At 65.9% G+C, this 21,354-nt stretch carries 18 protein-coding genes; 10 read left to right on the forward strand and 8 right to left on the reverse strand.

What is annotated here, in order from left to right; genetic code table 11:
- Positions 1-313: 313 nt before the first annotated feature.
- A complete protein-coding gene (upp, locus tag AC1X6S_RS07315) occupies positions 314-946 on the reverse strand; it encodes a uracil phosphoribosyltransferase (protein ID WP_483405108.1) in 633 nt (210 codons plus the stop codon).
- A 108-nt stretch (positions 947-1,054) separates the two neighbouring features.
- Here upp and tadA point away from each other — a divergent pair, with 108 nt between their 5' ends.
- A complete protein-coding gene (tadA, locus tag AC1X6S_RS07320; protein WP_483405879.1) occupies positions 1,055-1,498 on the forward strand; it encodes a tRNA adenosine(34) deaminase TadA in 444 nt (147 codons plus the stop codon).
- On the opposite strand, the gene AC1X6S_RS07325 is transcribed toward tadA, so the two are convergent.
- The 5 genes from AC1X6S_RS07325 to AC1X6S_RS07345 form a co-directional block, all read right to left on the reverse strand.
- Positions 1,485-2,327 carry a universal stress protein gene (locus AC1X6S_RS07325; RefSeq protein ID WP_483405109.1) on the reverse strand — a complete coding sequence of 281 codons (843 nt, stop codon included), beginning with the start codon at positions 2,325-2,327 and terminating at the stop codon, positions 1,485-1,487. The genes tadA and AC1X6S_RS07325 overlap by 14 nt on opposite strands.
- Positions 2,328-2,594: 267 nt before the next feature.
- On the reverse strand, positions 2,595-3,545 hold the full coding sequence (locus AC1X6S_RS07330) for an N-acetylglucosamine kinase (protein ID WP_483405110.1): 951 nt from the start codon (positions 3,543-3,545) through the stop codon (positions 2,595-2,597).
- A 55-nt stretch (positions 3,546-3,600) separates the two neighbouring features.
- Positions 3,601-4,815 (reverse strand): ROK family transcriptional regulator, encoded by a 1,215-nt coding sequence (locus AC1X6S_RS07335; protein ID WP_483405111.1) that lies wholly within the window; start codon positions 4,813-4,815, stop codon positions 3,601-3,603.
- 171 nt (positions 4,816-4,986) lie between these two features.
- Positions 4,987-6,093 (reverse strand): Gfo/Idh/MocA family protein, encoded by a 1,107-nt coding sequence (locus tag AC1X6S_RS07340; RefSeq protein WP_483405112.1) that lies wholly within the window; start codon positions 6,091-6,093, stop codon positions 4,987-4,989.
- Positions 6,090-6,842: a sugar phosphate isomerase/epimerase family protein gene (locus AC1X6S_RS07345; RefSeq protein WP_483405113.1), complete on the reverse strand. Its 753-nt coding sequence runs from the start codon at positions 6,840-6,842 to the stop codon at positions 6,090-6,092. The genes AC1X6S_RS07340 and AC1X6S_RS07345 overlap by 4 nt, the downstream gene beginning before the upstream one ends.
- A 118-nt stretch (positions 6,843-6,960) precedes the next feature.
- Between AC1X6S_RS07345 and AC1X6S_RS07350 the strand changes: the two genes are divergently transcribed.
- The 9 genes from AC1X6S_RS07350 (at position 6,961) to proC (ending at position 19,031) form a co-directional block, all read left to right on the forward strand.
- Positions 6,961-9,102: an alpha-galactosidase gene (locus AC1X6S_RS07350; protein WP_483405114.1), complete on the forward strand. Its 2,142-nt coding sequence runs from the start codon at positions 6,961-6,963 to the stop codon at positions 9,100-9,102.
- A gap of 321 nt (positions 9,103-9,423) precedes the next feature.
- Positions 9,424-11,076 (forward strand): ABC transporter substrate-binding protein, encoded by a 1,653-nt coding sequence (locus AC1X6S_RS07355; RefSeq protein WP_483405115.1) that lies wholly within the window; start codon positions 9,424-9,426, stop codon positions 11,074-11,076.
- Positions 11,077-11,145: 69 nt separating this feature from the next.
- On the forward strand, positions 11,146-12,135 hold the full coding sequence (locus tag AC1X6S_RS07360) for an ABC transporter permease (protein WP_483405116.1): 990 nt from the start codon (positions 11,146-11,148) through the stop codon (positions 12,133-12,135).
- Positions 12,136-12,143: 8 nt separating this feature from the next.
- Positions 12,144-13,103 carry an ABC transporter permease gene (locus tag AC1X6S_RS07365; protein ID WP_483405117.1) on the forward strand — a complete coding sequence of 320 codons (960 nt, stop codon included), beginning with the start codon at positions 12,144-12,146 and terminating at the stop codon, positions 13,101-13,103.
- 2 nt (positions 13,104-13,105) lie between these two features.
- Complete coding sequence (locus tag AC1X6S_RS07370; RefSeq protein WP_483405880.1) at positions 13,106-14,008, forward strand: ABC transporter ATP-binding protein; 903 nt, start codon at positions 13,106-13,108, stop codon at positions 14,006-14,008.
- Positions 14,005-14,796, forward strand: coding sequence for an ABC transporter ATP-binding protein (locus AC1X6S_RS07375; RefSeq protein WP_483405118.1), 792 nt, complete (start codon positions 14,005-14,007; stop codon positions 14,794-14,796). The genes AC1X6S_RS07370 and AC1X6S_RS07375 overlap by 4 nt, the downstream gene beginning before the upstream one ends.
- Positions 14,793-17,285, forward strand: coding sequence for a glycoside hydrolase family 2 protein (locus tag AC1X6S_RS07380; protein ID WP_483405119.1), 2,493 nt, complete (start codon positions 14,793-14,795; stop codon positions 17,283-17,285). Before AC1X6S_RS07375 ends, AC1X6S_RS07380 begins: the two co-directional genes overlap by 4 nt.
- The gene (locus tag AC1X6S_RS07385; RefSeq protein WP_483405120.1) at positions 17,266-18,171 is read left to right on the forward strand and encodes a LacI family DNA-binding transcriptional regulator; all 906 of its coding nucleotides are present in this window, start codon (positions 17,266-17,268) and stop codon (positions 18,169-18,171) included. Before AC1X6S_RS07380 ends, AC1X6S_RS07385 begins: the two co-directional genes overlap by 20 nt.
- Entirely contained in the window at positions 18,168-19,031 is an 864-nt protein-coding gene (gene proC, locus AC1X6S_RS07390; protein WP_483405121.1) for a pyrroline-5-carboxylate reductase, read from the forward strand. Before AC1X6S_RS07385 ends, proC begins: the two co-directional genes overlap by 4 nt.
- A 164-nt stretch (positions 19,032-19,195) precedes the next feature.
- Here the strand turns inward: proC and AC1X6S_RS07395 are convergent, their stop codons facing one another.
- On the reverse strand, positions 19,196-19,867 hold the full coding sequence (locus AC1X6S_RS07395; RefSeq protein ID WP_108390042.1) for a potassium channel family protein: 672 nt from the start codon (positions 19,865-19,867) through the stop codon (positions 19,196-19,198).
- Positions 19,860-21,341 carry a TrkH family potassium uptake protein gene (locus AC1X6S_RS07400; RefSeq protein ID WP_483405122.1) on the reverse strand — a complete coding sequence of 494 codons (1,482 nt, stop codon included), beginning with the start codon at positions 21,339-21,341 and terminating at the stop codon, positions 19,860-19,862. Before AC1X6S_RS07400 ends, AC1X6S_RS07395 begins: the two co-directional genes overlap by 8 nt.
- Positions 21,342-21,354 lie beyond the last annotated feature (13 nt).

Here is a 21,354-nt window from a genome sequence, read left to right on the forward strand (position 1 = left end):
ACCTCGATGGGTCACCGGGAGCGGGGCGAGGGTTTCGCGGTCAGCGACACATTCGACAACACATGACTGCGCTGCGGGCCATCATCAAGCCGGCAGTTCCGTGAGGCTCGGACGAGCTCAGGAGTTGCGCGTTATCAGTCATGGGCATGAGTAAACCCCACTGTGTCAGCACGTGTCAAATCTTTGCATTGGATGACGAAATATCGTCGAAAAGTGCAGATCGTGTGAATCAGTGGGGTTTGGCTCGAAGGATATTCGGGACTATTTCCTGTGCGACGAGACCCGTCGCAGGAAGTTCTAAGTGGAATTCGACCTAAACGAGGCCGTAGAGGCGGTCGCCTGCGTCGCCGAGGCCCGGCACGATGTAGCCGTTCTCGTCGAGGCGTTCGTCGAGGGCGCCGAGCACGATGGTGACATCGCGACCCTCCGTCGCCTTTTCGAGGGCGGCGATTCCCTCCGGTGCCGCGAGCAGGCAGATGGCCGTGACGTCGATGGCACCGCGGTCGAAGAGGAACTCGATGGCAGCGCCGAGTGAACCACCCGTCGCGAGCATGGGGTCGAGCACGAAGCACTGGCGATCAGAGAGGTCTTCGGGGAGGCGCTCGGCGTACGTTGTCGGCTCGAGAGTCTCTTCGTTGCGAAGCATGCCGAGGAAGCCAACCTCTGCCGTTGGCAGCAGCTTGACCATGCCCTCGAGCATGCCGAGGCCGGCGCGCAGGATGGGCACGACGAGCGGTCGAGGGGTGCTGATCGTGATACCCGTCGTCCTGGTGACCGGAGTCTCGATTTCGACCGCTTCGGTACGGACGTTACGTGTCGCTTCGTAGGCCAGAAGGGTGACGAGTTCCTCGGTCAGCGCGCGGAAGACCGGCGCCGGTGTCGATTTGTCACGCAAAACGGTGAGTTTGTGGGTGATGAGGGGGTGGTCCGCTACGTGCACTCGCATAGGCTCTAATCTACCTGTTCACCCGCTCTCCGCCGCACAGTTGCTGAGAACCGCGCCGACCCCGAGGATGCCGTGTCACTTCCTGAGCTGCCGGAGCACGTCGACTGGATGGCATCCGCCATCGCCGAGGCCCGGCTCGCGCTGGAGACCGACGATGTGCCGGTCGGTGCGATCGTCGTGAACGGCGATGGCGTGGTGATCGGTGTCGGACGCAACGCTCGCGAAGCCCGGCAGGACCCCACGGCTCACGCCGAAGTCGAGGCGATTCGGCAGGCCGCTGAGGCATCCGGCGACTGGTACCTCACCGACACCACACTCATCGTGACCCTCGAACCGTGCGTCATGTGCGCCGGTGCGATTCTGGCTGCGCGCATTCCGCGTGTGGTGTTCGGCGCCTGGGACGATAAGGCCGGTGCCGCAGGGAGTGTGTACGACGTGCTCAGGGACCGGCGGCTCAACCACCGGGTCGAGGTGTTTGCCGGCGTCGAAGCGGATGCCTGTGGCCGCCTGCTCACTGACTTCTTCCGCGGCGCCGGACCTAGCGAGCGATGACCGTCGGCGCTGCGAGCCGGGCGAGCACGCCGTGGCTCACCGAGCCGAGCAGGAACCGGGCGACCGCACCGCGACCGTGACTGCCGACGACAACGAGTGACGCACTGGCCGCCTCCGCGTTGATCACCGTCGCCGGGTCGCCCTGGCTGACGACCCGCCGCACATCGAGGGCCGGATGGCCATCGCTGACCCACTCGATCGCCCGGGAGATGGCGTCGTGCCCGGTCTCGGTGAGGTCCTCGACATAGTCGACGGGGAACGCGAGGTCGTAGCCGTAGACGACGGGATTCGGCCAGGCGTAGACCGCGACCAGGGGCTGATCCAGTCGTTCCGCTTCGTCCGCGGCGAAGGCGAAGGCGTTGCGTGAGTTGTCGGAGCCGTCGACCCCGACGATCACACCGTTCCGGCCGCGGGGATCGACCTCCGGAATGACCGCCACCGGTGTCGTGCTCGCTGCGGCGATGCGGAAACCCCGGGTTCCGTGCCGCGCCGGACCGTTCGCGCCAGGGTCGCTGCCGACCACGACCATGTCGACGTCGGCCGATCGTCGGGCGAGTTCGGTGATCGGGTCGCCCTCGGTGACGTCGGTCTGGATGTCGACGCCAGGTGACACTGATCGGGCGAGTTCGGTGCTCTTCGTCAGCACCTGTTCGACCGCGGATTCTGTGGCGTCGAGGAGGTCACGGCTGCCCGCCCTGCGGATGCCTTCATCGACGATGTGAACGAGGGAGAGGCCGAGCCCGCGGGATCCCGCTCGCTCGGCTGCCCACAGCACGGCGGCCCTGCTCGCGATGGGATCCTTGACGCCGACCAGAATTCGATTGTTCATGGCTGCCCCCTTTGGGACCACACGGTAGCGCAGGCCCGTCACGCACGCCAGAGTATGGGCGACGCTGCGCGGGCGGTTGGCGGTTGGCGGTCGGCCGTGTGGGTGCCGGGCGAGGGGTGCGCTGCAGTTTCGGGAGGAAGAACGGGTGGTGCATCGCAGATAGTGGTTCGGGCGTGCGGTTTCTCCTCCCGGAGCGACGGTGCTCGCCGCGGAGTCGCGTCCGAGGTGACGGGGCCGTCCACCACGTGACGCCCGCCGCTCGCCGGCCTAGTGCGCCGGCTCCACCTGCGCCGTCGAGATGAAGCGGTAGAGCGGATGCGACGGCGCGACGTCGAGCAGCGACTGAACCCCGTCGAGAGGGAGGCCGAGCGGCGGGGCAAGCACCGCCCCCGGTGCACGGTGGGCAAGGGCCGCAGCCAAGCGTTCCGGCATGAGCGCTGCGCGAGTCGCGAGTGCGCCGACGACACCGACCCGGGCAGGTTCTCCCTGCTGCCAGCCGACGCGGGCAAGCGCGCTGGCCGCCGAGTGTGCGAGTTCTGCGGCTGCCGCCGTGACGATCCCATCGGCGATATCGTCCCCGGCCTGGGCGGCATCCACCACGTCGCGACAGAAGGAGGCGATGACGGAGACGCGCTTGGGGTCTGCCTGAAGGGTCATGTAGAGCTCATCGAGCGGCCCGAAACGCGCCTCGGCGATCTCCCGGAGGGGCGTCGGGGCCGACCTGCCGTCGAATGCGCGAAGCGCTGCGTCAAGTCCGGCGCGCCCGATCCAGTAGCCACTGCCGGCGTCGCCGAGGAGGAATCCCCAGCCATCGACCTTGGCGACGCTCGACTCGGACAGCGCGAGGACGACGACCCCGGTGCCGACGGCGAGCATGACCCCGGGCTCCATACCGTTTGCGGCGAGATAGCCGGTGATCGAGTCGTGGGCGAGCGCGACGCGCTGCACTCCGATCGCGGCTGTCCGGGCGAGCAGCCCGTCCGGGTCAGCGCTCGCCGGTGTCAGGCCAGAGGTGCCGACGGCGAGTTCATCGATCCTGGTCCCGGTTTCCTTCGCGAGGCCGACGGCGATGTCGGCGAGCTGGTCGATCACCGGCCGGTCAGTGAGTACTCCCGGGCGGTCGACCTCGGCAATAACGCCTGTTGGGCCGGTAAGCCTCGTCCGGATGCCGGACTGGCCGCCATCGAGTGAGAGGCGGGTGAGCTGTGAGGTGGTCATGGGAGCCTTCGGGTTGGAGAGGCGGTTCAGAAGAGTGCTGACCGAATGTTCCTGATCAGGCGAACGCGACGGAGCGGAGAGAGCGAGGGGAGAGGCGATCCTGCAGAACGAGCGTCGCTGCACCGAGCGCGGCGGCATCGTTGCCGTTGACGGACATGCGCACCTCCACCGGGTGGATGTCGCGCACCATGGCTCGCTCGGCGAGCGCGCGGGAGATTGTACGCACGTAGATCGAACCGGCGGTGGAGAATGCGTTTCCGGCCAGGACGATGAGCGGAAGATCGAAGAGGTTGACCATCGAGACCAGGGCGCTCGCGAGGTAGTCCGCCGATTCCTCGATCAGGGCCACCGCTCTGGGCTGGCCCTTCATTGCGGCGGTGCCGAGGCTGGCGAAGTCGACCGAGGTTTTTCCGGTGAGCGGGATGTCCAGCTCGCCGCGGTCGACGGCATCCGCTGCCTTCTCCATAATGGCGGCAGGGCCCGCATAGAGCTCGAGGCAGCCGAGGTTGCCGCACGCGCATTTCGGGCCGCGAGCGTTGACGGTGAGGTGGCCGATCTCGCCGACGTTGCCCGAGAGCCCGTGGTAGATCGTCCCGTCGATCACGATGCCGGAGCCGATGCCCGAGCCCATGTAGACGGATGCGTAGCTGCCGTAGTCGACGGTCGCGCCGAGCCAGTACTCGCCGATTGCTGCGGCGGTCGCGTCGTTGTCGAACTCACACTGGAGCCCGGTCGTCGTTGCCAGTGCTGTCCGGATCGGGAAGTCAGTCCAGCCCATGAGCGAGGGGACGCCGCGGACCGTCCCCTCGATGCGGTCAACGGGCCCAGGAATGGCGAGCCCCATGCCAACGATCGATGCCCTGTCGAGGTCGAGGCCCACAATGAGCGACTCGATGTCGTCGGCCATGCGGCCCACAACGGTGATCGGAGAGGCGTCGCCGGGGCCATCCACCCGTTTGCGTCCGACCACGGTACCGGCGAGGTCGGCGGCGATGTAGGTGATGTAGTCCTGGCCGATGTGGACGCCGATACCGAGGCGCGAGGCCGGGTTGATTTCGAGTTGCATGCGCGGCTTGCCGCCGGTTGATTCGCCCCTGCCGGTTTCGCTGATCACTCCGTCGGCGAGCAACTCTCGGACGACCGTCGAAATGGTGGCCTGGGTGAGGCCGGTGAGTTCGGCGAGCTCTACGCGACTGATCGGTCCGGAGGAGCGGATCAGGTCAAGGGTCCTGCCCTTGGAGTTCGCGCGACGGCGCGTTTTCTCGGTCATGCATTCACGATAACTTACTTTGCTTTATAAAGTGCATGAAGTAAGTGGGTGCTGGCGGATTTGCGGTTTCCACACTCTACTCGCGGCGCGATTACTCTGCCACCGCTGCAGAACCATGCGCGCGCTGCAGAAGTATCTGCAGCGCGCGCATGGATGTGTAGCGCTCGGCGGTTACAGCGTGGCCGCGTGCGGGTCCCAGTTGTCCGGCAGCGGAGGCACGGTCGGTGCCGTGCTGTCCACGGTGACGAACTCGCCGCTCGAAATCGACTCGCTGATCGACACCATTGTGTCGACCACGTGGAACGCGAGCTCACCCGATGCCCGGTGCGGGCGGTCCTCGCGGATCGCGCGGGCCAGGTCGAGCACGCCCGTTCCGCGGGTCGAGCTCGCGACGGTCTTCTCGAGAACCTCGCTCGACTCAGAGCCGCGGCGGTGAATCACGAGGTCACCGTCGAAGTAGTTCGGGTCAGGCAACACGAGGGTGCCCTCGGTACCCGCGATCTCCACGAAGCCGTGCCGGCCGATCGCCGAGTCGAAGCTCCACATGCTCTGCGACGAGCCGCCATCGGCAAACTGCAGCAGTGCGCTGACGTGCGACGGCACGGTGACGTCGAACTCTTCGCCGGCCTTGGGGCCCGAGCCGATGACGCGCTTCGGGTGAGCCGTCGATCCGGTTGCCGCGACTCGCGATATCGACCCGAATGCCTGCACCAGAGCCGTGAGGTAGTACGGTCCAATGTCGAACAGCGGGCCGGCACCCTCCTGGAAGAGGAAGGCGGGGTTCGGATGCCATGACTCCGGTCCCGGGGACTGCATCAGCGTCAGCGCGGTGAGCGGTGTGCCGATGTCACCACGACGGATGGCGCGGAATGCCGCCTGCAAACCGGCACCGAGGAAGGTGTCGGGCGCGCAGCCGACGCGCACGCCGGCATCCGCTGCTGCTCGCAACAGTTCGAGGCCGCTCGCACGATCGAGCGAGAACGGCTTCTCGCCGATGACGTGCTTGCCCGCGGCGACGGCCTGGAGAGCGATCGGCACGTGCGCGGTCGGAATCGTGAGGTTGACGACGATCTCGGCGTCCGGGTGGCTGAGCACGGCGTCGACCCCACCGCTGGACTCGATGCCGAACTGTGCCGCTCGCTTCGCGGCAGCATCCTCGAAGAGGTCGCCGACGACGTGCACCTTCACGTCGGGAAACGACGTGAGGTTCTCGAGGTACGTCTCGCTGATGACGCCAGCGCCGATGATTCCGACGCCGACCGGGCCGGTGCCGCTCATGCCGATGCCTTTCCGGTGAGGTAGGTGTAGCTGTCGGCGATGGCCTCGAAGACGTCGCCTGACGTGTCGTCGAGTTCGACCACGCCGATCGCCGAGGCGGGGGCGGCCGCGACGATGCGCTCGATCGGGAGGACGCCCGAGCCGACGGCCACCTGCTTCTTGGTGTCGAGCGTGCCGTCTCCGTCCTTGATGTGGATCGCTACGACGCGCTCGCCGAGGTCCGTCAGCAGTGCAACAGGATCCGCACCGCCGACCTGGGCCCAGTAGGTATCGATCTCGAGCACGACGGACGGGTCGAGGGCGTCGACGAGAAGATCGAGCGCGTACCGGCCGTCGATGCGGTTCTCGAGCTCGAAGTGGTGGTTGTGGTAGCCGACGGTGATGCCGAACTCGGCTCCGAGTTGAGCGGCGCGGTTGAGCTGCTCGGCGGTCGCGGCGATGTCAGCGGCCGTGGTCCAGCGCGCACGGTCGACGTGCGGGTCGATGACGATGTCGATGCCGAGGCGGTTGGCAGCCTCAAACGCGGGGCGCTGGTCGTCGAGGCGCAGGAGCCCGACGTGGGCGGACGGCGCGGTCAGGCCGTACGCCGCGAGACCCTTCTCGAGTGCGTCGACGTCGGCCACGAAGTTGTATGGCTCGACCCGGCGGTAGCCGATGGCGGCGACACGTTCCATCGTGCCGGTGAAGTCCGCCGCGAGGGCGTCCCTCAGTGTGTAGAGCTGCAGTGAGGGGTTGTCGAATATCGGCATGGACTCCATCATCCTTCGTGCGGTCGATCGTGCGGAAAAGGCGAGACGCTCATCGCGCTACTTACTTAACTCGCCTAAGATACTGTCTACCACGCCAGCGCTGTCGAGGAAAGAGATCATGACCACATCCACAACTCCGCCGCAGATTCACCTCCGCAATGCCGGGGTAAGCCTGGTTCTCGATACTCCGGAGAATGCCCTCCCTTCTATCCTGCACTGGGGCGCCGACCTTGGCGAGGCCTCGGCCGATGATCTTCGCGATCTCGCACGTGTCACAGCGCCCATGCTCGAGAATGCCGTCGACGTCCCGGTGCGGGTGAGTGTTGTCCCCGAGCACAGCGCGGGCTGGCTCGGTGCGCCGGGGCTGCAGGGGCACCGCGCCGGTGGTGGCGACTGGTCGCCGCGGTTCGACCGGGTGAGCTACGAGATCGACGGCTCCCGGGTGGTGGCTGCGGCGACGGATGCTGTCGCGAACCTTGACCTCCTCCTCGAGATCGAGCTGACGGCATCCGGTGTTCTCCGCTCGCGTGCAACCGTGACGAATCGCGCCGAGAGCACGTACGAGGTCCAGCGGCTCGTGGTCACCCTGCCGGTGCCGCCCGTCGCGACCGAGTCGCTCGACCAGGCGGGGCGGTGGGCGAAGGAGCGCGTGCCACAGCGCCGGGCGATCACGGTCGGAACGCACCTGCGTGAGTCGCGGAGGGGGCGGACGGGGGCGGATGCCGCGACAGTCCTGGTCGCGGGCGAGGCCGGTTTCGGTTTCGGCCCGCGGACCGGCGAGGTGTGGGGCCTTCACGTCGGGTACAGCGGCAACCACGTCTCGTACCTCGAGCGGATGACGAGTGGCAGGACCCTGCTCGGCGGCGGAGAACTGCTGCTGCCAGGAGAGGTGGTCCTCGGGCTGGACGAGTCCTATGCGACGCCATGGGTCTACGGGTCGTGGGGGTACGGGCTCGATGAGCAAGCGGCTCGATTCCATGAGTGGCTGCGGGCGCGGCCCCAGCACCCGAGGTCGGTGCGGCCCGTAACGCTCAACGTCTGGGAAGCGGTCTACTTCGACCACAGGCTCGAGCCGCTGCTCGAGCTGGCCGAGCACGCGGCGGCGGTCGGAGTCGAGCGGTACGTGCTCGACGATGGCTGGTTCTCCGGCCGCCGGAGCGACAACGCCGGGCTCGGCGACTGGGTCGTCGACCCGGAGGTATGGCCGAACGGCCTCGATCCGCTCGTGAACCGCGTGCGCGAACTCGGCATGCAGTTCGGGCTGTGGTTCGAACCCGAGATGGTGAACTCGGACTCCGACCTCGCTCGCGCGCACCCCGAGTGGATCCTCTCGACCGGCGGGCGGCTGCCGCTCGAGCAGCGCCAGCAGCAGGTGCTCAACCTCGCCATCCCCGAAGCATACGAGTACATCCTCGGGTCGATCTCGAGCCTCGTTGACCAATACCGGCTCGATTACCTCAAGTGGGACCACAATCGCGACCTCGTGGATGCCGGTTCCACCGCGACGGGGAAGGCGGGGGTGTCAGCCCAGACCCACGCGGTCTATCGCCTGCTTGCTGAACTGAAGTCACGGCATCCGCACCTCGAAATCGAGTCGTGCTCGTCGGGTGGCGCCCGGGTCGACTTTGGCGTGCTCGAGTACACCGACCGGGTCTGGGCGAGTGACTGCATCGACCCGCTCGAGCGGCAGGGCATGCTGCGCTGGACCGGGCAACTCCTTCCGCCCGAGCTCGTCGGCAGCCACATCGGCAGCCCGCGCTCGCACACGACCGGGCGCACGCACGACCTGTCGTTTCGGGCGTCGACGGCGCTGTTCGGGCACTTCGGGGTGGAGTGGAATATCTCGAGCGCGACCGAGAAGGAGCGGACGGAACTCGCCGAGTGGATCGCGCTGCACAAGCGGTTCCGTGCGCTGATCCACTCCGGGCGGACGGTGCGGGTGGATCACCCGGTCACCGAACTCGCTGTGCATGGCATCGTGGCGCAGGATCGGTCGGAAGCGCTGTTCGAGTTCGCGCTGCTCGCGCGCCCGTCGACCTGGCCGCCGGGGCTTGTTCGGATCCCGGGCCTTGAGCCCGACCGGCGCTACCGCGTGAGCGCGGTGGGCCCGCACGGCCGGTTCACGACGACCGCCACGACGCCGAGCTGGTTCGCGGACGGCGGTGTCGTGCTCTCGGGCAGGGCGCTCGCCGCGGTCGGAATCCAGGCGCCGAGGCTGCATCCCGAGCACTCGGCACTCGTGCACATCGAGGCGCTGTAGCCGATTCCTCGGGGCTGCGGACCCGCCGACAGCGGCGACCGCTGCACATCCATGCCCGCGCTGCAGAAGTATCTGCAGCGCGGGCATGCAAATGCAGCGCTCCGTGGCAGGGGCGTCCCGCACCCGCGCTCAACCCATTTCCACGAGTTACTTGACTTACCTAATAAAGTCGCCTAAGAAAGTACCCGACGGCTTTTTCTCCTCCCAGGCGCAGCACGCTCGATGGCGAGAACGACCGTGACCCTCGCCACTTTCCGTGGCTTTTCACCGATGAAAGGTCCAAAGATGTCCCTGAAATCACACGGCAGACGGCGGGTGGGCGTGACAGTCACCGCTGTCGCCTCTGCGGCAGCGCTGGCGCTGACCGGCTGTTCATCGAGCGGCGGCGAGAAATCCGACGCCGGCTCAAGCATCACCGTCTTCAACGGTGCCACCGGCACCATCACCGAGAACTTCAACCCGTTCTCCTCCACAGCGCTTCAGCCCACCCTCGGCGTGATCTTCGAGTCGCTCTACTGGTTCAACGCGGCATCCGACCAGGAGCCCGTTCCCATGCTCGCCACCGATTACGAGTGGAACGCCGAGGGCACCGAACTCACCATCACCACCCGCGACGACGTGAAGTGGAGCGACGGCGAAGACTTCACGGCAGAAGACGTCGCCTTCACCTTCAACCTCGTGAACAAGACCCCGGAACTCAACACCACAGGACTCTCGGCCACTGCGGAAGCGACCGACGAGAACACGGCAGTCCTGAAGTTCACCGAACCCTCCTTTATGCAGGAACCGAGTGTGCTCGGTAACCAGGGCATCGTGCCCGAACACGTCTGGAAAGACGTGGAAGACCCGGTGACCGACGTCAACAGCGACCCGGTTGGTACCGGCCCGTACAAGGTCAAGGACTTCAACGCGCAGAGTTACGTGCTCGAGAAGAACACCTCCTACTGGGAGAAGGGCAAGCCCGAAGTCGACGAGGTGCGTTTCATTTCCCTCGAGACAGCGGATGCCGCAAGCGCGGCGTTGCTCGCGGGCCAGGTCGACTGGATGAGCTCGTTCCTCCCCGGTCTTGAGCAGATTCTCAAGGACCACGAGAACCTCTCCTACATCAACACTCCGGCCATGACCACGGCGATCTTCACGTGCTCGAACCCTGACCTGGGTTGCACGGGCCCGCAGACTGACCCTGCCGTTCGACAGGCGATCTACCACGGCATTGACCGCGAACAGCTCGACAAACTCGCCGGCGGCGGATTCGCCGAGACGGCGTCCCCGACGATCATCCTTCCCGAGCGGGACAAGAAGTGGATCGCGAACCCCGAGCACGTCGAAGCGCCAGCGGGTGCAGACGTTGATACCGCAGCAGGAATTCTCGACGCAGCGGGCTGGGCCGTCGGAAGCGACGGCATCCGCGAGAAGGACGGCGAGCGACTGAGCCTCACCATCCAGACCGTCTCCGGCTGGAGCGACTACATCTCGCTCAACGACGCGATGACGCAACAGCTGGCCGAAGTCGGCATCGAGCTGAAGCCGACGCAGCTGTCGTGGAACGAGTGGAACAGCAACCAGACGCTGGGCCAGTTCCAGCTCTCGCTCGACTCCATCGGCCTTCAGCCGTCGAACAACCCGTACTTCACCTACGACAGGTGGTTCAACTCCGCGAACACCACGCCCGTCGGTGAGTCGGCCATCGCCGGCAATGCTGCCCGATACACCAACGACGCGGTGGACACGGCCATCGCCACGGCACGGGCTACCAACGATGAGGCCATTCAGATGGAGCAGTACGCGCTCATCCAGGAGCAGATCGTCACGGATATGCCGTACATCCCGATCTACGTGAACGCCATGCTCACCGAGTTCAACACCGACCGGGCGACCGGCTGGCCGTCGAACGACGACAAGTATGCGCTCCCCGTGTCCTGGAAGTCATGGGACAACGGCATCGTGCTGAAGAGCATCTCTCCGGTCAAGTAGTCTCACCGGCCGGCCGGGGCCCGCTCCAACGGGCCCCGGCCGGCCCTCTTCAGCAGAGAGTTGCTCCTCGTGAAATTTCTTCTTTCGAAGATCGGGTTCTACATCGTGGCGCTGTGGGCGGCGCTCACCCTCAACTTCTTCCTTCCCCGATGGATGCCGGGAAACCCGGTTGACATGATGTTGTCGAAGCTCGCCCTGAAGGGCCCCGTCTCGCCCGAGGCGCGGAGCGCGATCGAGCTGCTTCTCGGCACCAACAGCAAAGCGCCGATCTGGGAACAGTACTTCGACTACCTCGGCAAGGTGCTCACCGGAGACTTCGGGGTCTCCGTCGCCTATTTCCCTGCGACCGTCGGCGACGTGATCGGTCGCACCCTGCCGTGGACGATCGGCCTCATCGGCATTGCAACGATCATCTCCTTTGTGCTCGGCATCGTGCTCGGGCAACTCGCGGGCTGGAAGCGCGGCTCCTGGCTCGACAACCTCATCCCTGTGACGACGATGTTCCAGTCGGTGCCGTACTTCTGGCTCGCGCTCATCCTCCTCTTCTTCTTCGGCAGCATGTGGCAGATGTTCCCGCTCAACGGCGGGTACGACGTCTACACGACGGCGCCTGGCCTCGACTGGGACTTCATCGGCAGCGTCCTCTACTACGGCACCCTTCCCGCCCTCACGATCGTGATCTCCTCGGTCGGCGGCTGGATGCTCGGCATGCGCAACATGATGGTGTCGACGCTCAGCGAGGACTACATCCTCACCGCGGAGGCCAAGGGCTTGAAGCCCCGCCGCATCATGACGACGTATGCCGCCCGCAACGCGGTGCTGCCATCCGTCGCCGGTTTCGCCATCTCCCTCGGCTTCGTCGTTGCGGGGTCCATCGTCACCGAGGTCGTGTTCTCCTACCCCGGCATCGGCTCAGCGCTGCTGCAGGCGGTCTCGAGCAACGACTACTCGCTGATGCAGGGCATCTTCCTCGTGATCACCCTCTCGGTCCTCGGCGCGAACCTGCTCGTCGACCTGCTCTACACACTCATCGACCCGCGCACCCGCGCACGCGCATAGGAGCGACAGTGACGACAACAACGCAGGACCCGGCACTCGCCGCCGTCAGCGCACGCGCGGTCACCCGCAAGACCACGCTTCCGCCGATGACACCGAAGCTCGCTGCCGGGCTGATCATCGCCGGCTCCATCATCCTGTTCGGCATCTTCGGGCCGCTCTTCGTCGGCAACCCGTCCACTGTCGACAACGTCGGCCTTCGCGGGCCCGGGGATGGTTTTATCCTCGGAACGACACAGACCGGTCAGGATGTCTTCGCCCAGCTTGCGTACGCAACGCGCGGTTCGCTCACCATCGGTTTGATCGTCGGTGTGCTGACGCTGTTCCTCTCCGCGTTCTTCGGCATCGTGGGCGCCTACGCCGGCGGCTGGCTCGACGAATCATTCTCGCTGTTCAGCAACGTGATGCTCGTCATCCCTGGCCTGCCGCTCATCATCATCATCTCGAGCTACGTCCCGGACAAGAGCATCCTGCTCGTCGCGCTCGTGCTCGCGATCACCGGCTGGGCCGGATCCGCGCGCGTGCTGCGCGGGTTCACCCTCAGCCTGCGCAACCGGGACTACGTCGCTGCGGCACGCGTTTCTGGCGAGAAGCCGTGGCGGGTGCTCGGCGTTGAGATCCTTCCGAACCTCATCCCACTGCTCGCGTCGCAAGCCGTCTTCGCCGTGATCTTCGCCATCCTTGGAGAAGCCGGTTTGTCCTTCCTCGGCCTCGGGGCATCCGGATCGTTCACCTGGGGCACCATGCTCTACTACGCCCAGAACGGGCTCGCCCTGAGGCTCGGTGCGTGGTGGTGGTTTGTACCGCCGGGGCTGCTCATTGCCCTGTTCGGCGCGGCACTCTCCCTCATCAACTTCTCCATCGACGAGATCATCAACCCCAAGCTGCGCAACCAGACCCGCGCGACCCGCAAGAAGTGGAACCTGTCGAAGTCTGAACTCAAGCAGGTTGTGAAGGAGGACGAGCTGTGACCATCAGCGAACAGGCACAGGCCAGGGTCGACCGGGCGACGACAGCGAGGTCACACCCGGTGCTCACCGTCGACGACTTCAGCGTCGAGTACCGCGGCGAACGCGTCGTCCAGGCCGTGAAGCACGTCTCACTCGAACTCGGCCGCGGCGAGATCCTCGGCCTTGCCGGCGAGAGCGGGTGCGGCAAGTCGACGCTCGCCTACGGCATCAACCGGTTGCTCAAGCCGCCGGCGATGATCACCTCGGGCGGTGCGCACTTCCACTCCCGCGAGGGCTACTCGATCGACCTCGGCGAACTCCGCGGTGACGACCTCCGCGCGTTCCGCTGGGACAAGATTTCGATGGTCTTCCAGGGTGCGATGAACTCGCTCAACCCCGTCATCACCATCCGGGACCAGCTCGAGGACATCTTCACCACCCACCGTCCCGAGATGCGCAAGAAGGAGCGGCGAGAGAAGTGCGCCGAACTGCTCGAGCGCGTCGGGGTCGACCGCTCGCGGCTCGTGTCGTACCCGCACGAGCTGTCCGGCGGCATGCGCCAGCGGGTGATGATCGCCATGGCGATGGCGCTCGACCCGCAGATCATGATCATGGACGAGCCGACGACGGCGCTCGACGTCGTCGTGCAGCGCGAGATCCTCCGCGAGATCACCCGACTGCGTGCCGAGCTCGGCTTCGCGGTCATCTTCATCACCCACGACCTGCCGCTGCTGCTCGAGATCAGCGACCGGATCGCCGTGATGAAGGAGGGTGAAATTGTGGAGCTGGGGGATGCCGTCGACCTCTATACCAACCCACAGCATCCGTATACGAAGAAGCTTCTGGCGTCATTCCCGAGCCTCACCGGCGCTCGCGGCGGATTCGTCCGGGGCCACGCGCAGGACCAGGACGGGGGAGTGGCATGAGTGTTCTCGAGGTAAAGAACCTGGTCAAGGAGTACAAGCTGCGCGAGGGCTGGAAGGGCCGGACGCTCACCGCGGTGAACGACGTGACCTTCTCGATCGAGTCGGGGCGCACCGTTGCGCTCGTCGGCCAGTCCGGCAGCGGCAAGTCGACCCTGGCCAAGCTGCTCATGCAACTGGAGACGCCGACGTCGGGTGTGATCGAACTCGACGGGCAGCCCGTCGTGCGTCGTGGCGCCGGATTGAGGCAGTACCGGAGCGACGTGCAGATGGTCTTCCAGGACCCGTTCGCGTCGTTGAATCCGTACCACACCATCGCCCACCACCTTGCTCGGCCGTTGATCATCCACGGCAAGGCGAAGGGCCGCGACGAGATCGACGCCGGTGTCGCCCGGTTGCTCGAGCGCGTGCGGCTCGAACCCGACATGGCGTCGCGCCGACCGCACGAGCTGTCCGGCGGCCAGCGCCAGCGGATCGCGATCGCCCGGGCGCTTGCACCGGAGCCGAAGATTCTCGTCGCCGACGAGCCGGTGTCGATGCTCGACGTCTCGATCCGGCTCGGGGTGCTCAACCTGTTGGCCGACCTGCAGCGCGAAGAGAATCTCGGTGTGTTCTACATCACCCACGACCTTGCGACAGCCCGGCACTTCTCCGATGACATCCTCGTGATGTTCCAGGGCGAGATCGTTGAGCGCGGCCCGGCTGACGACGTCATCCTCAACCCCCAGCACGAATACACCAGGCTGCTCGCAGAGGCGGCGCCGAACCCAGAGAAAAGAATTTCCGCGTGAGCTTCACCTCCCTCAACTCCACCGACGGCGCAACCTGGACCCTCCGCGCGACGGCCGGTCCGATCGATGCGAGCATCACCGACCGGGATGTGCCCGCGACGGTACCGGGCGAAGTGCAGCTCGACCTGCTCGCCGCCAGCCTCATCGATGACCCGTTCGACGGTGCCAACGAGAAGGTGCAGGCCTGGATCGGCTACTGCGACTGGCGGTATCGCACCTCGTTCAGCTGGACCCCGAACGACGCCGAGCGCCACGACCTCGTTGCCGACGGGCTCGACACCGCCGCGACCATCACCCTCAACGGCACCGAGGTTGGCCGCACCCAGAACCAGCACCGCGGGTACCGGTTCGACATCGGCGCGCTGCTGGTCGATGGTGACAACGAACTCGTCGTCGATTTCCGCTCGCCGATTGAGTTTGCCCGTGAGCAGGAGGCGCTCCTCGGCGCGCGGCCGACCGTGATGCACCACCCGTTCAACGCGATCCGCAAGGTGGCCTCCAACTTCGGCTGGGACTGGGGCATCGACGTGTCGAGCTCGGGCATTCTCAAGTCGATCGGCATCGAGTCCTGGTCGGGCGTTCGCATCGCTTCGGTGCGTCCGCTCACCGAGATCGAAACCGGCGCACACGGCAGCAGCACCGGCATCCTGAACGCACACGTCGCCCTCGAGTGGGCGAGTGCGAACAGCTCCGACGCCACAGTGGCTGTCACCGTGAACGGCGCCACCGAAACCGTTCCGGTGAAGAACGGCGAGACGGATGTCGCGGTGCGGTTCGACGCCGGATTGATCGACCTCTGGTGGCCGCGAGGCTACGGCGACCAGCCGCTCTACGACGTCACGGTGACGGCCGGCGACGCCGAGTGGTCGAGTCGCATCGGGTTCCGCACCGTCACCCTCGACACCGCGCCGGATGCGCACGGCTCGCCGTTTTCCATCCTCGTCAACGGCCAGCTCATCGGCATCCGCGGCGCGAACTGGATCCCCGACGACGCCTTCGTCACCCGCATCACCCGCGAGCGTTATCGCGCGCGGATTACGGATGCTGTCGACGCGAACATGAACCTGCTGCGGGTCTGGGGCGGCGGAATGTACGAATCCGACGACTTCTACGACGCCTGCGATGAGTTCGGAGTGCTGGTCTGGCAGGACTTCCTCTTCGCCTGCGCCGCCTACGCGGAAGAAGACCCGCTGCGGAGCGAGGTCGAGGCCGAGGCCCGGCAGAACATCACCCGGCTGAGCACACACCCGAGCCTCGCGCTCTGGAACGGCTGCAACGAGAACATCTGGGGCTACCTTGAGTGGGGATGGCGCAGTCAGCTCGGGAACAAGACCTGGGGTGAGGGGTACTACATGGACCTCCTGCCGTCGCTCGTCGCCGAACTCGCTCCTGGCACGCCGTATTCGCCCGGCAGCCCGTTCTCGTTCACGAAGTACGCGCACCCCAACGACCCGCGCAACGGCACGATGCACATCTGGGATGTCTGGAACGACAAGGACTACACCGCGTACGCCGACTACTCTCCCCGGTTCGCGAGCGAGTTCGGGTTCCAGGGGCCGCCCGCGTGGTCGACGCTCACGGCATCCGTTCATGACGAACCGCTCGAGCCGTACGGCGAACAAATGCTCGTGCACCAGAAGGCGCACCAGGGCAACCTCAAGCTCGAACGCGGACTCGGGGAGCACCTGCCCGAGCCACGGTCGATCGACGAGTGGCACTGGGCGACCCAGCTCAACCAGGCACGGGCCCTGCGCTTTGGGATCGAGCATTTCCGTTCGCTGTGGCCGCTCAACACCGGGTCGATCATCTGGCAGCTCAACGACGACTGGCCCGTCATTTCCTGGGCCGCCGTCGATTACGCTGGGCACCGTAAGCCGCTGTGGCACGCGCTCAAGCACGCATACGCCGACCGCCTGCTGACGATCCAGCCGCGCGACGGAGTACCCGTGCTCGTCGCGCACAATGATTCGGCCGAACCGTGGACCGCGACGGTGAGCGTGTCGCGCCAGAGTTTCGACGGCACCGAGCTGGCGGCTCAGGCCATCGAGATCGACGTCGAACCGCGCGGTATTGCCCTGATCCCGTTCGACGAGAAGGTGCTCGCGGTGACGGATGCCGGTCGGGAGTTCGTGCGCGCGAGCGTCGACAGCACCCCGAGCACCGACAGCATCGACAGCGCGTTCTGGTACTTCGCTGAGGATCCGCAGCTGGCGCTCGAGCCGACTACAACGGCGCTCGACGTCACGGTCGAGCCTGTCGAGGGCGGCGTCGCCGTCACGGTTCGGGCGAACTCGCTCGTCAAGGACATCGTCGTGCAGGCTGACCGCCTGCACCCGCAGGCATCCGTCGATCGGGGACTCGTCACGCTCGCGGCCGGAGACAGCGCCGTATTCACCGTCTCCGGACTCCCCGGATCCTTCTCCATCGACCGGGCGCCCATTGCCGGTTTCCCGGTGTTATGTTCGGTCAATGACCTTGTCACTGGGTAGCCCGGAGGCGATTGACGTCGTCGGACTCTGCCTCCATCAGCCCAGGCGGCGGGTGTCGCTCGAGCCGTTTTGGATGCAGTTCCTGCAGGGTGCAGAAGACGTCCTCGCTGAGAACGGCAAGACACTCCTGCTCGCGGTCGTGGCCGACCTGGCTGACGAGGTCGCCACTCTGCGGCGCTGGCATGAGAGCGGCCAGGTCGTCGGGGTGATCCTGTCTGACCTGGCGTCGGGTGGAGACGAACGGCTCCGGTTGGTGCACGAGATCGCGATGCCGGCCGTTGTGCTCGCGCAGCCGTTGCTGGCACTCGGGTTCGCGACGATCTCGACCGATAATGCGCGATCGATGCGTGAGATGGTCGAGTTCCTTGCAGCGGCCGGGCACCGCAGAATCGGCAGGGTGACGGGTCCGAAGGAGTTCATGCACACCCTGGTTCGGGATGACGCGTTCTCGGATGCCGCGGAACGTCTCGGCGTTGAGACACTCTCGGTGACGAGCGACTACACAGCGGATGGCGGTGCCGAAGCGACGGCGGAGCTCCTTGGGCGGGCCGACCGGCCCACTGCCGTGATCTACGACAACGACCTGATGGCGCTCGCCGGCCTCGAGACGGTCACCTCGTTCGGCCTGGCCGTTCCGGGTGATGTTGCGATCCTGGCCTGGGACGACTCGGTCCACTGCCAGCTCGCCTCCCCACCGGTATCCGCCCTGATGCACGACCTGGTCGCATACGGGGCGGACACCGCACGCGTGCTGCTCGATGTGTTGAATGGTGTGCCGGAGCCCGGTCGGTTCGCCGAGCAACCCCACCTCGTCGCCCGCGAGTCGACCCGCGTGGTTCGGGACAGGGAGCCGGAAGGGCACCCGGACATACACTTGCAAGGGTGAGCAGCGAGAACAGCACAGCGACCGAAACCACCCTCCCCACGATTGCCATTCTCGGCAGCGGCTCGATGGGATCGGCCATTTTATCCGGGCTGCTTCAGCCGGGAGTGACCGTGGCCGGCGGCATCCGCGTGACAAATCGAACCAGCGCGAAGGCCCAGGAACTCGCTCGGCTTTCCGGCGTCACGTCGCTCGCTCTCGAGGAGCGGCCCGATGCCAACCGGGTCGCCGTCGACGGTGCTGAGGTTGTGCTCGTCGCGGTCAAGCCCGCGATGGTTCCTGACCTGCTGCGCGAGATCAGCGATTCGCTCGCGCCAGGCACGATCGTGATCAGCGTCGCTGCCGGCGTGACGGTTGCGACGTTCGAGTCGCTGCTGCCGGAGACTGTGCCGGTGCTTCGGTCGATGCCGAACACCCCGTCTGTGGTCGGTCGCGGGGTCACCGGGCTGTCGGCCGGTACCCGCTCGAGTGAGAACGATCTCGCCGTCGCCCGGGCGATCTTCGAGACCGTCGGAACCGTGGTCGAGGTGCCCGAGAACCAACTCGACGCGCTCAGCACGATCTCGGGTTCCGGCCCGGCCTACGTTTTCCTGCTGATCGAGGAGCTCACGAAAACCGCCGTCGCGAAGGGCTTCACTCCGGAGCAGGCCGCTGTGCTCGTGAACGGCACCTTCCGGGGTGCCGCAGAATTGCTCGCGCAGTCGGACAAGACTCCCGAGCAGCTCCGCATTCAGGTCACCAGCCCCAAAGGGACGACGGAACGCGCTGTTGCGGTGCTGCAGAAGGCTAACCTCACGCACGTCTTCGATGAGGCGACGGATGCTGCGCTCGAGCGGGCGAGGGAGCTCGCCGCCGGGTCCTGACGGGGTGTGCTCGGAAGCCGGCCACCGGCATCCGCTTGTCGCGACCGCGACCGCGCCGGCATCCGTTCACCGCGAGAACATCACTTGCGGTCGAGAACACCCCGCGCAACTGATGCGCTCGGCCGGAACTGATGTTTTCGGCGAAGGCGAGCGCCTGGGCCGGGCTAGCTCCCCAGCGCCGCGAACTTCTCGATGTCGGCTGACGTTCCCGACACGATGATGAGGTCGTGGTCGGAGACGACGGTGTCTGCCGTTGCGTAGGTGAACGGCTTGCCCGGGCTCTTGACGCCGACGACAGTGATGTTGTGGCGCGATCGCACGCCGCTCTCCGTCAGATTCTTGCCGCGGATCGGCCTCGGCGGGTACATCTTGACGAGGGCGAAGTCGTCGTCGAACTGGATGAAGTCGAGCATGCGTCCGCTGACCAGGTGCGCCACCCGCTCGCCGGCCTCGGCTTCGGGGTAGATGACGTGGTTCGCGCCGACCCTCGCGAGGATTTTGCCGTGCGACTGCGAGACGGCCTTGGCCCAGATCTGCGGGACCTTGAGGTCGACGAGGTTCGCGGTGATGAGCACGCTCGCCTCGATCGACGAGCCGACGGCGACGACGGCGATGGAGAAGTCCTGCGCCCCGATCTGCTTGAGGGCTTCGATGTTTCTCGCGTCGGCCTGGACCGTGTGGGTAATCCGCTCTGACCACTTCTGTACGAGCTCGGCGCCCTCGTCGATGGCGAGCACCTCGCGGTCGAGGCGGTCGAGTTCGCCGGCGCACGCGGCGCCGAAGCGGCCGAGACCGATGATGAGCACGGGGGCGTCGTGCTTGATACGGTCAACCAACGATTGGCCTCTCTTCTGGACGTCGATACAGCTTGGAACTTGTGGTGGCCGCGACTGCCGCAGCGAGTGTCACTGTACCAACACGGCCAAGGAACATCGTCATAGCGAGCACATACTTGGCGGGGTTGTCGAGCTCGGCGGTGAGTCCTGTGGAGAGCCCGACGGTACCAAAAGCGGAGATCACGTCAAAGAGCACATGGTCGAGTGGTGCCTTCGTCATTTGAAGAAGCACGATCGTGGAGATCGCCACAATCGTCGCGCCCCAGAGCACAACGCTCAGCGCGACCCTCAGAACGTCGGGCGGAACCCGGCGGCCGAACGCCTCCATGTCGGGGCTGCCCTTCGCCTCGGCAGCAGCGGCGAGGAAGATCACGGCGAGGGTGGTCACCTTGATGCCACCGCCCGTCGACGCGGACCCACCGCCGATAAACATGAGCATGTCGGCGACGAGCAGGCTCGACCCGTTCATGTCGCCGATCTCGACCGTCGAGAACCCACCAGACCGCGTCATCATCGAGAAGAACAGGGACTGGAAGACCGTGTCACTGAAATTGAGTGTTCCGAAGGTCCTGGGATTGTCGAATTCGAGCACCGAGATTGCGAGCGCTCCAGCGAACAGCAGGATGACGGTGGTCAGCAGCGTGAGCTTGACGTGGAGCGACCAGTACCGCACGTGCCAGAGGTGGCGCTTGAGTGCGTAAATCACCGGGAAGCCGAGCGCTCCGAGGAAGACGCCGAGCATCAGGATGGAGAGGAACCAGTAGTCGTTCGCGAACTGGCCGATGCCCCCGGCGTTGGGAGTGAACCCGGTGTTGGTGAAGGCCATGGCCGAGTAATAGAGGCTGTTCCAGATGGCATCCCAGGTGGGGATGCCATCGATCACCATGCGGGGAAACAGCAGGACAGCGATGATCCCCTCGATCACGACGAGGCTGAGTGCAACGGTGACGAGCAGGTTGCCGATTTCGCCGAGCCGTACGGCCTGTCCCTCGGCGACGGGGCCGCGGTGGCCCCGCATGGGGTTCGAGTCGCTCGCGGCCATGAGCTTCGCGCGAAGCCCGAGCCGGCGCGAGATGACGAGACCGAGAATGGACGCCAGGGTCAGCACGCCGACAGCACCGATCTGCACGCCGATGTAGACGAGGGTATGACCGGCCAGCGACCAGTGCGTTGCCATGTCGACGGTGGCCAGGCCGGTGACGCAAATGACGGAGACCGCCGTGAAGAATGCGTCGGCGAGCGGAGTCATCCTGCCGTCAGCGGAGGCGATCGGAAGCGAAAACAGGAGGGTGAAAAGGAGGATCAGCGCTGTGAAGATCAGGATGGCAAATCGCGATGGAGAGCGCCCGGTAAAGTCCTCCACCTCTTCGCGGATACGCGCGAAGCCCGTCGCAACGAGAATGTGCGGACGCGCCTCGGTGGTGCTGCCGGCCACGGTTCCCCCGATCTTGGGCTTGGTTCGGACCGTTGTCATGGTACTCCGTGCT

Source organism: Mycetocola sp. Y442 (assembly GCF_056898615.1).